Below are 13,821 nucleotides of genomic sequence, written 5' to 3'. Positions count from 1 at the left end.
GTCGCCGCTGCCAAACGCCGGAGGGGACTTCGAGAGTAGGCCGCTTCGCGATCCGGGCATTGCTTTCGAGCTGTGACGCAGCACGCATTTTGCTTCATGTTTGGCCATGGCGCGGATCGCCTGGAGGGATTGGGTATGCTGGCATACGCAAGGCGCAGGATCCTCGGTTATCTGGTGGGCGGCGCGGCTGCGGCGCTGCTGGCCGCCTTGCCGGGTGCCGCTTCGGCGCAGAATTCGCCCTCGACCCTGAAGGTCGTGATGCACTCCGACCTCAAGGTGATCGATCCGATCTGGGTGTCGGCGCAGATCGGGCGCACGCATGCCTATCTCGTCTACGACACGCTGTTTTCGCTCGATGCCGACCTGAAGCCGCAGCCGCAGATGGTCGACAGCTACACGGTCAGTCCGGACGGGCTGGTCTATACCTTCAAGCTGCGCGACGGCCTCGCGTGGCACGACGGTGCGCCGGTAAAGGCCGAGGACTGCATCCAGTCGGTCAAGCGCTGGGCCGAGCGCGACGGCGTGGGCCAGCGCCTGATGCAGCACACGCAATCCTTCGACGTCGTCGACGACAGGACCTTCAAGCTCACGTTGAAGAATCCCTACGGCTTCGTCATCGCGTCGCTCGCCAAACCCGGCAGCACCGTGCCCTTCATGATGCCCAAGCGGGTCGCCGACACGCCGGGCACGCAGCAGATCAAGGAGGCCACCGGGTCGGGGCCGTGGATCTTCAAGGCCGACGAGTGGAAACCCGGCGAGAAGGTCGTCTACGTCAAGAATCCCAACTACAAGCCGCGCGCCGAGCCGCCTTCGGGCCTGGCCGGCGGCAAGGTCGCGAAGTTCGATCGCATCGAATGGCTGGCAATGCCCGACATCCAGACGGCGGCCAACGCGCTGATGACCGGTGAGATCGACGCCATCGAGGCGCTGCCGCTGGACCTGGTGCCCATGGTCGAAAAGAACAAGTCGATCGCCTTCATGCGCGGCAATTATCCCGGCCAGTACACGCTCCGCCTGAACTGGCTGCACCCGCCGCTTAACAATCCGAAGATCCGCGAGGCGATCGGCTATGCGATCGACCAGCGCCCCTATCTCGAGGCCCAGATCGGCAACGAGAAGTTCTTCCAGCTCTGCAAGGCCTACTTCATCTGCAGCACGCCGTTGGCCAGCAATACCGCAATGGACGGACGCCTCGAAGGCAATGTCGCCAAGGCGCGCGAGCTCCTGAAGGAAGCGGGCTACGACGGCACGCCGCTCGTGGTCATGCACACGACCGACCTGCCGGCGCTCATGAACCTGGCACCGGTGGCGAAGTCACAGCTCGAACGCGCCGGCTTCAAGGTCGACATGCAGTCGATGGACTGGCAGACGACCGTGGCCCGCACCAACAAGCGGGACGCGCCGGACAAGGGCGGCTGGAGCGTCTTCCTGACGAGCTGGGGCGCCCTCGATTCGTCCGATCCCATCGTGTCGCAGAACCTCAACGCCTCGTGCGAGAAGGCGACGCCCGGCTGGCCGTGCGACAAGCGGATCGAGGAGCTGCGCGACCAGTTCGCCCTGGAAAGCGACGCCGCAAAGAAGAAGGCGATCGCCGACGAGATCCAGATCCGCGCCGTGACGCTCGGCACGCACTATCCGCTGGGCGAGTGGTACGGCCAGTTCGCCTACCGCACCAGCACGAAGGGCTGGATGCCGCCGATGACTGCCATGCTGTTCTGGAACGCAGAGAAGACGCAGTAGCCGCGATTTACGGCAGGAAAGGGTCTGCCGGAAACGGCAACCCCATATTCTCGCGCAGGGTCGCGCCTCTGTAGTCCGCTGGACGCAGGCCGCGGCGCTGGAGTTCCGGCACGACCAGCTCGACGAAGTCGCGCAGGCTGCGCGGCTGGACGGGCATGGACAGCATGAACCCGTCGCACGCCTTGCCGGTGTACCAATCCTCCATCATGTCGGCGACCTGCACCGGATCGCCCTTCACCATGTTGCCGCCCATCGATGGCAGGACACGCTCGTAGGTGCCGCGCACGCTCAGGCCCTCGCGCGCCGCCATCTCGAGGACCGAGCGGCCGATCGCGGTACCGCCGACGCTTTCGCCCGGGCCTGCCGGCATCGGGCCGTCGAGAGGGACCTCGCTCAGGTCGAAACCCACCAGCTTCGACAGGTAGCTGACGGCAAGCGACGGCGCGATCAGGGCCTGCAGCTCTTCGTAGAGGTCGTCGGCCTCGGCACTGGTTCGGCCGACGAACACGCTGAGCGCGGGCAGGATCTTCAGCGCTTCGGGTGGACGGCCATATTTCGGCATCCGGTCCTTGATGTCGGCATATTCCCTCTGGGCCTGCGCCTTGCTGCTGGCCGTGCCGAACAGGCCCTCGCCGCCATAGGCCGCCAGCTCCTTGCCGGCCTCCGACTGGCCGGCCATGAAGACCACGGGCTGGCCCTGCGGTGTTCGGGCGACATTGAGCGGTCCCTTGACCGCGAAATGCGCACCGCGGTGATTGGTCAGGCGCACCCGCGCCGGGTCGAGATACCGCCCCGTCGCCTTGTCCTGCAGGAAGGCATCGGTCGCCCAGGAATCCCAGAGGGCGCGCACGACATCGAGGCTTTCCTGCGCCCGCTCGTAGCGTTCGACGCGGCCCATATGCTCGTCGCGGCCGAAGTTCTTCGCATCCTCGACATACTGGGTCGTGACCAGGTTCCAGCCTGCCCGGCCGCCGCTCAGATGATCCAGCGAGGCGAACTTGCGGGCGATGCTGAAAGGCTCCTCGTAGGTCGTCGTCGCGGTGGCGACCAGACCGATCTTGCTCGTGTGTTGCGCAAGTGCGGCGAACAAAGTCACCGGCTCGAACACCGCCGGACGATCGGACGGGCTGTTGGCGGCGAAGAGGGCGGGCTTGTCCATCTGCCGCACGCCATTGCCGTCGGCCAGGAACATCATGTCGAACTGGCCGCGTTCGGCGATCTGCGCCATTTCGACCATGCACTGCAGCTGCATGGTGGTCGTCGGAAAGGAATCGCGATGACGCCAGCCGCCGAGATGGCCGCCCAGGGCGCCGCCGGTGAAGCCCAGCACCATCATGCCGCGCCGCGCTCGGCTTTCTTCGGCGCTGCATGCCACCGGCTCGGCGCGTCCGGGAGCCCGAGATGCCCGCGCAGGGTGGTGGTCTCGTATTCCTTCCGGAAGATGCCGCGGCGCTGCAGCTCGGGCACGACCAGGTCGACGAAGTCGCGGAGGCCGCTTGGCTGGACCGGCGCCATGATGGTGAAGCCGTCACCGGCCTTGCTCCGCCACCAATCCTCCATCTCGTCGGCGACCTGCGTCGGGCTGCCCTTGAACACCGGGCCGCCCAGCGCCGGCAGCGTGCGCTGGTAGGTCTCGCGGAGGGTGAGCTTGTCGCGCCGGGCCATGTCGATGATGTAGCGGCGCAGGCTGCTGCCACCCAGCGTCTCCTCGGCGAGGTCGTCGAGAGGCAGCGGGCCGTCGAGCGGCAGGTTCTCGAGATCGTGCACCAGCATCTTGGAGAGATAGTGCACGCCCAGCGCCGGCGAGATCAACGACTGGAGTTCCAGATAGAGGTCCTCCGCTTCGGCGGCGGTGCGGCCGGTGAAGACGCTGACGCCCGGCAGGATCTTCAGCGTGTCGGGCGAGCGGCCGTAGCGCGCCATGCGGCCCTTGATGTCGGCATAGGCGTCGATGCAATCCTGCTTGGTGGTGCCCGCGCCGAACAGCGCGTCGGCATAGCGCGCCGCCAGTTCCATGCCGGGCGCGGACTGGCCGGCCATGAAGACGATCGGCCGACCCTGCGGCGTGCGCGAGATGTTCAACGGGCCCTTCACCGTGAAATGCGGGCCGCTATGGTCGATGGGCCGCACGCGCGTCGGGTCGAGATACTGACCGCTCGCCTTGTCCTGCGGGAAAGCGTCGTCGGCCCAGCTGTCCCACAGGGCTGCGACGACCTCGTAGAATTCCTGCGCCCGCGCATAGCGGTCCTCGCGGCCCATATGTTCGCTGCGGCCAAAGTTGAGCGCGTCGCCGGCATTGGAGGCCGTGACCAGGTTCCAGCCGGCGCGCCCCTTGCTGATATGGTCCATCGAGGCGAAGCGGCGGGCCACCATCCAGGGCTCGTCGTAGGTGCTGGTCGCCGTGGCGACGATGCCGACCCTCTTCGTCACCATCGCGACGGCCGAGAGCAGCGTCGTCGGCTCGAAGAAGGACGGTCGCGCCGAGGGATGATTGGCGGCGAACAGCGCCGGGCGATCCATGTCGCGCACGCCGTTGCCATCGGCCAGGAACACGCAGTCGAACTTTCCGCGCTCGGCGATCTGCGACATCTCGATGAAAGCCTCGAGATTCATCACCGGTCTGTCAAAGGCATCCTTGTGGCGCCAGCCCCCCAGATGGCCGCCGACGAGATTGGGAATGCAGGCGAGATGCATCATGGCATCGGCTCCTCGTTCGGGCACTCGCGGTCGCCGGCCAGTGTGGCACGACCGCCAGCCTCGCCACGAGCCGTCGCAAGAACCGGGCCGTAGGGGACCGCCTATGGGTTCGCCGCAACCGGCCAGTAATGTCCGTCCGGTGTCGAGCGCTTGCCGAAGATCGCCTCGCCGACGCGCACCACGTCGGCGCCCTGGACGATCGCCTCCTCGAAATCGTTCGACATGCCCATCGACAGTTCCCTGATGGCGGGATCGTGCCGGACGGCCGTGTCGCGCAGCTCCCGCAGGCGTTCGAAGCAGGGACGCACCTTGTCGAGATCCGTGCTGAAAACGGCCAGGGTCATCAGCCCGCGCGGCTTCAGCCGCGGAAAGCGCCCGAGCTCGTCGAGATAGGGGAGCAACTCGCCGGGCTGCAGGCCGTACTTGCTCTCCTCGGCCGACGTATTCACCTGCACGTAGACGTCGAGCGAGCGATCCTCCCGGTCGAGGCGGGCATTGAGCGTCTCGGCGAGGCGCACGCTATCCAATGCATGGAATTCCCGCGCGAAGCGGGTGAGGTATTTGACCTTGTTGGTCTGCAGGTGCCCGACGATGCACCAGTCGATGGGCAGGTCCTGCAGTTCGGCCCGCTTGGCCACGGCTTCCTGGATCTTGTTCTCGCCGAAGTCGCGGATGCCAGCCTCGTAGGCGAAGCGCAGGATGTGCGCCGGCACCGTCTTTGTGATCGGCAGCAGCCGCACCGTCTCGCGCGCCCGTCCCGCACGCGCACAGGCCTGCGCGATTCGCGTCTCGACGGAAGCGAGGTTGCGGCTGAACATGGAAAAGGGGTCAGGGCCGAAGCGCTTGATGTCTTCGGCCGTGAGACTTGGCGTATGGATGGGCGTGTTCATTCGTGACCGGATGGTTGGTCCGGCAGAGATACCCTAGTCGAGCTTGCGCGTCGCTATGAACACACCGACGCCGACGGCGATCGACACGGTCGATACCACGATGACGACCGGCCAGAGGAGACCGCTCAGAAAATCCAACATGAATTCTGAACGAGCGCGGCGTCGCCTTGTTCCCGCTTTCGTGCGAGCACGGCGGATCGCGACAGGGTCATCGGCGTTATAGGCTCCATGTCGCCGCTTTTTCAGCCTGGACGCACGGTTTGGACGGTCGAGCGGGCGCGCCGGGCGGCGCTGCTGGTCGACGGTGCCGCCTTCTTCGCGGCCGTGCGCGAGGCCTTTCTGCAGGCGCGACGCACCATATTCATAGTCGGCTGGGATATCGACAGTCGCACCGAACTGGTAGGGGATCGCCCGCCGACCGACGGATTTCCGACCAACCTCGCGGCCTTCCTCACCGAACTCACCCGCCGGCGGCCCGAGTTGCAGATCCACCTGCTGCTTTGGGATTATTCACTCGTCTATGCCCATGAGCGCGAGCCGCTGCCGCGGCTTTTCCTGAACTGGCAGATGCCGCCGCAGGTCACCTTCTGCCTCGATTCGACGGTGCCTTTCGGCTCATCCCAACACCAGAAGCTGGTGGTGGTGGACGATGCCCTGGCCTTCTCGGGCGGCCTCGACCTCACGATCCGGCGCTGGGACACCAGCCGCCACGAGCCCGACAATGCCCGGCGGGTCGACCCGGGCGGCGAGCCCTATCGGCCGTTCCACGACGTGCAGATGATAGTCGACGGCGAGGCGGCGAGGGCGCTGGCGCTGCTCGCGCGGGCCCGCTGGTGCCGTGCCAGTGGCGGCGAACCGGAAGTGCGGCCCGAAGGGCAGCCCTGGCCGGAAAGCTTCGAACCCGATTTCACCGACGTCGGGGTGGCAATCGCGCGCACCCAGCCACGCTACCATCGCGAGGAGGAAGTGCGCGAGGTCGAGGCGCTGTTTGTCGAGAGCATCGCGCGCGCCGAGCGCACCATCTACATCGAGAACCAGTTCATGACCTCCGGCCTGGTCGCCGCCGCGCTCGCCCACCGGCTGCGCGAGCGGCCGGAACTGGAGATCGTGATGGTGGCCCCGCGCAGCCATGATTCCTTCGTCGAGCGCCGCACGATGCGCAACGGCCGCATCCGCTTCTGGCGCACCGTAAAGGCGGCGGGCGGTGATCGCGTGCGCCTGCTGTTTCCGTCGATAGAGCAGAACGGCCGGTCCACCTACACCATGATCCATTCCAAGATCATGGTGGTGGACGACTGGTTCCTGCGGGTGGGTTCCGCCAACCTCAACAACCGGTCCATGGGCGCCGACACCGAGTGCGACCTCGCGATCGAGGCCGCGACGGATCGGGAGCGCGTCGCCATCACAAGCCTGCGCAATCGCCTTCTCGGCGAGCATTGCGGCGTGCCGGCGGAAGAGGTCGAGGCGGCCATGGCGCAGCAGGGTTCGCTCGTGCGCGTGGCCGACCAGCTCTGTGGCAACGGCCACTGCCTCGTGCCCATCGACGACGGCCAGCCCGACCGCACGCTGTTCGCGCGGCTGGCCGAGCGGGTTGCCGACCCGGCGCGGCCGCTGCGGCTGGGTCGCCTGGCCGGCCGCCTCCTGCCGCGCCTGCTGTTCCATGGCAGCCGCACCGTTGGGCGGCGCCTGGCCAGGCGCGAGGACCGGCAGGCCGCCGGACAAACACATGTCGGATCTCCGCCAAAGCCGGCAAAGGGCGGCGAAAGCGAGCAGCGCCTGCTGGGGCGCGCCGGCCTCGTCGTGGGCGGTGCTCTTGCACTGATCGTCCTGCTGACTCTCGCCTGGCAGTTCACCGGACTGAAGGAGCTGGCCCAGCCCGACCATATTCGCGAGCTGCTCGAGGGCGCCGAGGGCGAACCGTGGGCCCTGGGACTCGTGCTCGCGCTGTTTGTGGTGGGGGGCGCGGTGGCGTTTCCCGTCACCATCCTGATCCTGGCAACGGCGGCGGTGTTCGGCCCATGGTGGGGCATGCTCTATTCCGCCGCGGGGGTCGCGGCGAGCGCCGGGATCATGTTCGCGGCGGGTGCCCGTTTCGGGCAAGAGGTGCCCAGGCGCCTCCTTGGCCAGCGCTGGGACAGACTGCGTGACCGCCTGCAGCGGCGCGGCCTGCTCGCCGTGGTCGCGCTGCGCGTGATACCGGTTGCGCCGTTCTCGCTGATCAATCTCGCGGCGGGTGCCGGCTCCATCCGCTTCGTCGACTTCGGGCTCGGCACGCTGATCGGCATGGGACCGGGGCTGGTCGCGATCGCGCTGATGGGCGACCGCATCGCCAAGGTGCTGGCCGACCCCAGCGCCAGCCAGATCGGCGTGCTGGCGCTGTGCGTCGCCGGCTGGATCGGGCTCTCCTTCGGGGCACAGGCCATCGTGTCACGGTTCGGGGAACGGGCTTCTTGAACTCCGTCCGTCTGATGACCTGGAACATCCACGGCGCCTTCGGTCGCAATCCGCGCTTCGACCTCGATCGCGTGATCGCGCTGGTCAAGAGCCACGCGCCCGACATCGTGGCCCTCCAGGAGATCGATTCGCGGCGCGTCCGCGAGGCCCAGGCCGGCAATCCCTTCGACGTGCTGCAGGCGGCACTCGGCTCGCACGGGATCGGCGCCAAGACCGTGGTGACGGCCGACGGCGAGTACGGCCAGGCGCTGATCAGCCGGTGGCCGCTCGAAAACACGCAGATCCACGATCTGTCCTATCCCGAGCGCGAACCACGCCGCGCCATCTGTACCGATGTTGCGACACCCTTCGGGCCGCTGCGCGTGATCGCCACCCATCTCGGTCTCACCCTGCGTGAACGGCGAAGCCAGGCCATCGCGCTCCTGAGCATGCTGGGCCGGCTCGACCGCCCGACCGTCGCGCTGGGCGACTTCAACGACTGGCTCTGGGCAGGCTCGGTGCGTCGCGGCCTCGCCCGCGCCCTGCCGGGCTTCAGCCGCCATCGCACCTTTCCCGCACGGCTGCCGCTCTTCGAGCTGGACCGCATCTATCTGTTCCCCGCGTCGGCCCTGATCGCCAGCTGCACCGACCACCGCGCGCGCGAGCTTTCGGATCACCTGCCGGTGATCGCCGACATCGCGGTCTAGCGTGGCGCGCACGGGCCCCGTGGCGATGGAAGCCCGGCAGGTCGACGGCCTGCCCGACGGCAAAGGCTGGCAATACGAGCCCAAGTGGGACGGGTTCCGCTGTCTGGCGTGCCGGGACGGAGAGGAGATCGATCTGCTGGGCCGGTCCGGCAAGAGCCTGTCCTTCGAGGCACTGCAGATGCGCCTGCATCCGGCAGCCGCATTCGGCGCCTCGCCGAAGAGACACCGTCGCTGATGATCGCTGAAGGACGAGAAGGGGCGGGACCGGCGAGGGGAACCCCTGTCCGCTCGCCGCGCGGCGCTCGAACGCTTCTTCGCGACACTCGGCCCGAGCGAAGCGCTGCGTCTCTCCCCAAAGACGACGCGCATCGGCGATGCGCGCAGGTGGCTGAGTCTCCCGCCCGCTCAGACCTTCTTCTTGCGCCTCGCCGTGGTCTTCCGTTTCGCGCTCGTCTTCTTCTTGGCGGCGGTCTTCTTTTTCGCCGGCACCTTCTTGCCCTTCGCGCGCGCCTCGGACAGGCCGATGGCGATGGCCTGCTTGCGACTCTTCACCGTGCCGCCCTTGCCGCCGGGACCACTCTTCAGCGTGCCCTTCTTGCGGCGCTCCATCGCGCTCTCGACATCCTTGCTGGCGCTTCGGGAATATTTTGCCATGGTTCCTCCTCGACGGTTCAGCGCCTAACGCAACCGTCGCGCATTGGCTGCCTGTTCCCGGGAGAAGCACGGAAGAAAGCCCGCGACCCCCTTTGCACATTTCCGGATGAACGAAGGGTGCGGGCTTTCCGCCGGAGACGCCAGGGACGAAGCGTTCGACCATCGCCAACGAAACGTGTGGCTCCCCTGCCTTCGACCAATGCGCGCGCGGCCGATCGGTTGCCGTCGCCGGCAACTGGTTTAGCAGCCACTGCGCAAGCTGCGGCACGTCGCTCGCTCTGGCCTATGACGGCCGCGACGACATCGCGCTCTGTGCCGGCAGCCTCGACGAACCCACGCGTGTGACCCCCATCCACAATTACGGTGTGGAAGGGAAGCTTCCCTGGGCCGACGCCTCGACCCTTCCGGGCAAGCCGACGCGCGAGCGCTGGTGATCGGCCGTCACGGACGGCCGATCTCCGACAGCGCGCGCTGCAGTGGCTCGCCGGAGATCTGCAGCCAGCTGTGACGCATCGGGTCGCCGAGCTGCAGGATCAGGAAGATCGCGCCGGTCACCGCCAGTGAGGAGAGGAACAGGCTGGCGACCACCGTCAGGTTTTGTGGCGCGAATACGCCAAAGCTGAGGAACACCAGGAACAGCCAGAAGATGAGGACGAAGAGGAAGGGGGTGGGTACCGTCGTGCCGGGATTCTCCCACAGCAGCCAGCGCTCGGCGTAGATCTGGTTGGTGAGGTTGAGCGCCTGGGCGGCCAGCGCCGTGTGCCGTCGGTCGGAAAGCCCGAGCGAGAGGATGGAGTCGAGCAGCTTGTCGAGAAGATCGGCGCTGATCCGCGCATCCAGACGCGGCGGCGGTATGGTGGGAAACAGCTCCTCTTTCTTGTGCCCGGCATAGGCAAGCAGGCTGGCACGCGCACCCGTCGCCTCCGGTCCGTAGGAGCGCAGCAAATGGTCGAGCTGGACGATGTCGGCACCGAGCTTGGTCACGATGCCGGCGTTGATCGAGTAGGCACCGTTGGCCGCCGACAGCATGAGGGCCAGCACCAGCGAGGTCAGCGACGCCACGATGGCGGCCGCCAGCTTGACCACCGCGCCGGATTCCTTGGTGAGGTGATGCTGGGGCAGGGCGCGCGCGACGTAGAGCCCGATCAGTCCGCCACCGAACATGGCGACGAGGGCGGACGCGCAGATGATCAGGTAGGAACGATCCATCCTGCCTGATAGCAGGTCGGAAGGTCCGGCGCCCGTTCCGCGGCGTCCGTCTTCTGCGATCTCGCTGAGCGGCTCGGTTTGTTGCGTCGTCGAAGTGGCGGGACATAGTATCGCCCCGCCCGCCTGCAGAGGACGAAGAATGGCCGCACTGCTGAACGAAACCGATCTGATCGATCGCATTCTCTCGCATATCGACGGAAAGACCACGGACAAGGGCACGGTGGTGTGGCGAGAGCCGGTCGAGAACTATCATTCGGCCGACCGGTTCGCAGCTGAGATCGAGGTGCTGCGCCGCGTGCCGATGGCCTTCTGCCCGTCGGCGGCGCTGCCCGAGCCCGGCTCCTACATCGCGCGCACGACGGTCGGCACGCCGCTGTTGGTGGTGCGCGGCACCGACGGCGTGGTGCGCGGCTTCCGCAACGCCTGCCGCCATCGCGGCATGAAGCTGGAAGAGGGCGAAGGCTGCAAGCGCGCCTTCGCGTGCCCCTATCACGCCTGGACCTATGGTCTCGACGGGTCGCTGCGGCATATTCCGGGCGAGGACGGCTTCCCCGGCCTCGACAAGGGTGCGCACGGGCTCGTGCCGGTGGCCGCGGTGCAGGAGCGGAACGGCATCGTCTTCGTGACGCAGGACGAGCCATTGTCGGACGGTCCGCTCGGCGACCTGCCCGAGGTGCTGACCGACGATTACGTGCTGTTCAACAAGATCGAGTTCGACGACAGGGCGAACTGGAAGGTGCTGGGCGAGACCTCGATGGAGGGCTACCACATCAAGGCGCTGCACAATCAGTCCTTCTATCCCTACGGCTACGACAATCTGAACGTGGTCGAGCTGCACGGCCGCAATTCGCGCATCGTCTTCCCGTTCCGCCGCATCGAGAAGCTGCGCACGCTGCCGCGCGAGGAGTGGAGCACGCAAGGGCGCATCACCGACGTGCACCAGCTCTTCCCCAACACCCATGTCAGCGTGCTGTCGAGCCACGCGATCCTGATCATCCTCGAGCCGGTCTCGCCGTCGGAGACACACTGGGTCGTCTACCAGCTGGCTCCGCGCCTCAAGAACGGCAAACCGCTCGACATCGAACAGGCACGTAAGGACGCCAACTTCGTGCAGGAGAGCGGCATCCTCGAAGACCGTCACGCTGCCCGCGAGATCCAGGCGGGGCTGGCGTCGGGCGCCAACACCCACTTCACCTTCGGCCACTACGAGCAGGCGATCGGGCACTTTCACCGGCACCTGACGGAACATGTCGAGATGCTGTCGCAGAGGAAGAAGTCATGACAAAGCGCGTTGAGGGAAAGATCGCCATCGTCGTCGGCGCCGGCCAGACCCCGGGCGAGACGATCGGCAATGGCGTGGCCATCGCCCAGCTGCTCGCGCGCGAGGGTGCGACGGTGCTGTGCGTCGACCGCAGCGGTGAACGCGCGGAGAAGACGGCGAAGGAAATCTCGTCCACCGGGGCAGTGGTTTCGTCGATGGAGGCCGATATCACGGTCGCCGACGATTGCGATCGCATCATCAAGCTGGCGATGACGCGCTACGGCCGCGTCGACATCCTGATCAACAATGTCGGCATCGGCGGCGGAGGCGATGCGCCCGCCCACCGGATCGAGGAGCGGGTGCTGGACCGCATCATGGACGTCAATCTCAAGGGCATGTGGCACACGATCAAGGCGGCCATCCCGGTGATGCGGGCGCAGAAGTCCGGCTCGATCGTCAACATCTCCTCGCTCGCCGCCACCAGCGGCGCGACGCAGATGGCCTATGAAGTATCGAAGGCGGCGGTGAATCGCCTGACGACCCATGTGGCGCAATCCAACGCGCGCTACGGCGTCCGCGCCAACGCCATCATGATGGGCTTCATGGACACGCCGATGGCCATCACCGGCATCGCCCAGGCGACCGGGCGCCCGACGGAAGAGGTCCGCGCCGAGCGCAATGCCATGGTGCCGCTGCGGGGCAAGATGGGCACCGGCCACGACACCGCCTATGCCGCGCTGTTCCTGGCCTCCGACGAGGCCCAGTTCATCACCGGCGAGATCCTGCGCGTCGACGGCGGCATGGGGCTGGGCCTGGCGTAGAGCGAGCACCGCGCAGCTCTTTGGAGCGCGCAACTCCAGTTGCGCTCAAACTATGTTGATCGGCAGGGCATGAGCGCAACTGGAGTTGCGCGCTCCCTTGCGACATCACCTATTTCAGCGCCGCCTGTCGGGCGCGCAGCTCGTCGCTGGGGCGGATGTCCTTCGACCGGCTGTAAGTGGCCATCGCCACCAGCAGCACGGCGACCATGAAGCCGAACAGCGTGCGATAGGCTTCCTCGGAGCGGGCGCCGTCGGGCAGCGGAGGGAAGGCGCCGATGATGATGCCCGACAGGGTCTGCATGCAGGCGACGCCCAGCATCACGCTGGTGTTCATGGTGGCGATGCCGCGGCCGATCAGCCGGTCGGGGAAGATACCGCGGCCGTGCGTCATGACCATGGTGCTGCAGGGGCTGAGGAACCCGATCCCGACGATCGCCGCGACGGCGGCCCACAGCGGCGCCCGGGCCCACAGAGCGAGCACGGCCAGGATGACGGCGACCGACAGGGTGCCGGCCATGGCGATGCGCTTGCGCGTGTCGAACACGCGGTCGAGCGGGCTGATGGTCAGCATGCCGATCTGGTAGGCGACCACCGCAGCCAGCAGCACGTTGCCGGACTCGACGGGCGTCAGCCCGTGGACCTCGCGCAGGAACGGACCGCCCCACAGGCCCTGTACGGTGAAGGTGCAGGCGTAGTTGCAGAAATTGAGCGCGATGATGAACTTGAGCTGCGGGTTCTTCAGGACCTCGCCCAACCCCTGCATCATCTCGGCTGCGGTCTCGGGCTTGCGCTCGAGGAAGGGGTGGCCGGGCGGCGCGTCGCGCACGATCACCCAGACACCCAGGGCCGCCAGGGCGGTGAAGGCCACCATGATCGCGAACACGCCACGCCAGCCGAGCAGCTCGGTTCCCCAGGCGAGCGGCGTGGTGGCGAGCAGGTTGCCGAGCAGGCCCACGGACAGGACGATTCCCGCGAGCGTCGCGAACCGGTCGGGCGGGAACCAGCGTGAGATCACCACCATGCTCCCGATCAGCATGACGCCGAAGCCGGCACCCATCAGCGCCCGGCCCGCCAGCAGCTGCGGCCACCCCGCCGCGAGCGTGAACAGGGCGGCGCCGATCACGGCGACGACCAGCATGCCGGTCACGGTGCGCCGCGGCCCGTAGCGATCGAACAGGAACCCACAGGGAATCTGCATGGCCGAGAAGCCGAAGAAGAACGCGCCCGTCAGCGCGCCCAGCGCCTCCGCCCCGATGCCGAGGTCGCGCATGAGGTCGAGCCCGATCGTGACGTTGGCGGCACGGAAGAAATGGCTGGCGACATAGGCGGTCGCCAGCGTCGCCACGATGATGACGGCCTGCCGCCGGATGCTCCTGCTCATGCCGGGCGAAGTCACGAAGCGCTTCCTC

12 protein-coding genes are annotated in these 13,821 nt (G+C 67.1%); 6 read left to right on the top strand and 6 right to left on the bottom strand.

Annotation, left to right across the window (positions count from 1 at the left end; translation table 11 throughout):
- The first annotated feature begins 135 nt into the window (after positions 1–135).
- Positions 136–1,740, top strand: coding sequence for an ABC transporter substrate-binding protein (locus EPO41_RS23330; protein WP_296330513.1), 1,605 nt, complete (start codon positions 136–138; stop codon positions 1,738–1,740).
- Between the two features lie 7 nt (positions 1,741–1,747).
- Here the strand turns inward: EPO41_RS23330 and EPO41_RS23325 are convergent, their stop codons facing one another.
- From EPO41_RS23325 to EPO41_RS23315, 3 genes are all read right to left on the bottom strand, one after another.
- Complete coding sequence (locus tag EPO41_RS23325; protein WP_296330510.1) at positions 1,748–3,076, bottom strand: LLM class flavin-dependent oxidoreductase; 1,329 nt, start codon at positions 3,074–3,076, stop codon at positions 1,748–1,750.
- Positions 3,073–4,437: an LLM class flavin-dependent oxidoreductase gene (locus EPO41_RS23320; RefSeq protein ID WP_296330507.1), complete on the bottom strand. Its 1,365-nt coding sequence runs from the start codon at positions 4,435–4,437 to the stop codon at positions 3,073–3,075. Before EPO41_RS23320 ends, EPO41_RS23325 begins: the two co-directional genes overlap by 4 nt.
- 101 nt (positions 4,438–4,538) lie before the next feature.
- Complete coding sequence (locus EPO41_RS23315; protein WP_296330505.1) at positions 4,539–5,327, bottom strand: YggS family pyridoxal phosphate-dependent enzyme; 789 nt, start codon at positions 5,325–5,327, stop codon at positions 4,539–4,541.
- 228 nt (positions 5,328–5,555) lie between these two features.
- On the opposite strand from EPO41_RS23315, the gene EPO41_RS23310 reads away from it, so the two are divergent.
- Genes EPO41_RS23310 through EPO41_RS23300 form a run of 3 tightly spaced genes read left to right on the top strand, consistent with a single transcriptional unit; the run spans position 5,556 to position 8,702 of the window.
- Entirely contained in the window at positions 5,556–7,781 is a 2,226-nt protein-coding gene (locus EPO41_RS23310) for a VTT domain-containing protein (RefSeq protein ID WP_296330503.1), read from the top strand.
- Positions 7,778–8,467, top strand: coding sequence for an endonuclease/exonuclease/phosphatase family protein (locus EPO41_RS23305; protein ID WP_296330502.1), 690 nt, complete (start codon positions 7,778–7,780; stop codon positions 8,465–8,467). Before EPO41_RS23310 ends, EPO41_RS23305 begins: the two co-directional genes overlap by 4 nt.
- Before the next feature lies 1 nt (position 8,468).
- The gene (locus tag EPO41_RS23300) at positions 8,469–8,702 is read left to right on the top strand and encodes a hypothetical protein (protein WP_296330500.1); all 234 of its coding nucleotides are present in this window, start codon (positions 8,469–8,471) and stop codon (positions 8,700–8,702) included.
- A gap of 170 nt (positions 8,703–8,872) precedes the next feature.
- Here the strand turns inward: EPO41_RS23300 and EPO41_RS23295 are convergent, their stop codons facing one another.
- Both EPO41_RS23295 and EPO41_RS23290 read right to left on the bottom strand, forming a co-directional pair.
- Entirely contained in the window at positions 8,873–9,121 is a 249-nt protein-coding gene (locus EPO41_RS23295; RefSeq protein WP_296330497.1) for a DUF6496 domain-containing protein, read from the bottom strand.
- Positions 9,122–9,562: 441 nt separating this feature from the next.
- Positions 9,563–10,330, bottom strand: a complete 768-nt coding sequence (locus EPO41_RS23290; RefSeq protein ID WP_296330494.1) for a hypothetical protein — start codon at positions 10,328–10,330, stop codon at positions 9,563–9,565.
- A 139-nt stretch (positions 10,331–10,469) separates the two neighbouring features.
- Here EPO41_RS23290 and EPO41_RS23285 point away from each other — a divergent pair, with 139 nt between their 5' ends.
- Positions 10,470–11,612, top strand: a complete 1,143-nt coding sequence (locus EPO41_RS23285; protein WP_296330491.1) for an SRPBCC family protein — start codon at positions 10,470–10,472, stop codon at positions 11,610–11,612.
- Entirely contained in the window at positions 11,609–12,412 is an 804-nt protein-coding gene (locus tag EPO41_RS23280) for an SDR family NAD(P)-dependent oxidoreductase (protein ID WP_296330489.1), read from the top strand. The genes EPO41_RS23285 and EPO41_RS23280 overlap by 4 nt, the downstream gene beginning before the upstream one ends.
- A 109-nt stretch (positions 12,413–12,521) precedes the next feature.
- On the opposite strand, the gene EPO41_RS23275 is transcribed toward EPO41_RS23280, so the two are convergent.
- Positions 12,522–13,793, bottom strand: coding sequence for an MFS transporter (locus EPO41_RS23275; protein WP_296330484.1), 1,272 nt, complete (start codon positions 13,791–13,793; stop codon positions 12,522–12,524).
- Positions 13,794–13,821: the final 28 nt, after the last annotated feature.

The sequence above is a fragment of the Reyranella sp. genome, assembly GCF_004297265.1.
Classification (GTDB): Bacteria; Pseudomonadota; Alphaproteobacteria; order Reyranellales; family Reyranellaceae; genus Reyranella.
Note: the sequence above shows the minus strand (reverse complement) of the source record. Positions and strands in the feature narration are given on the sequence as shown.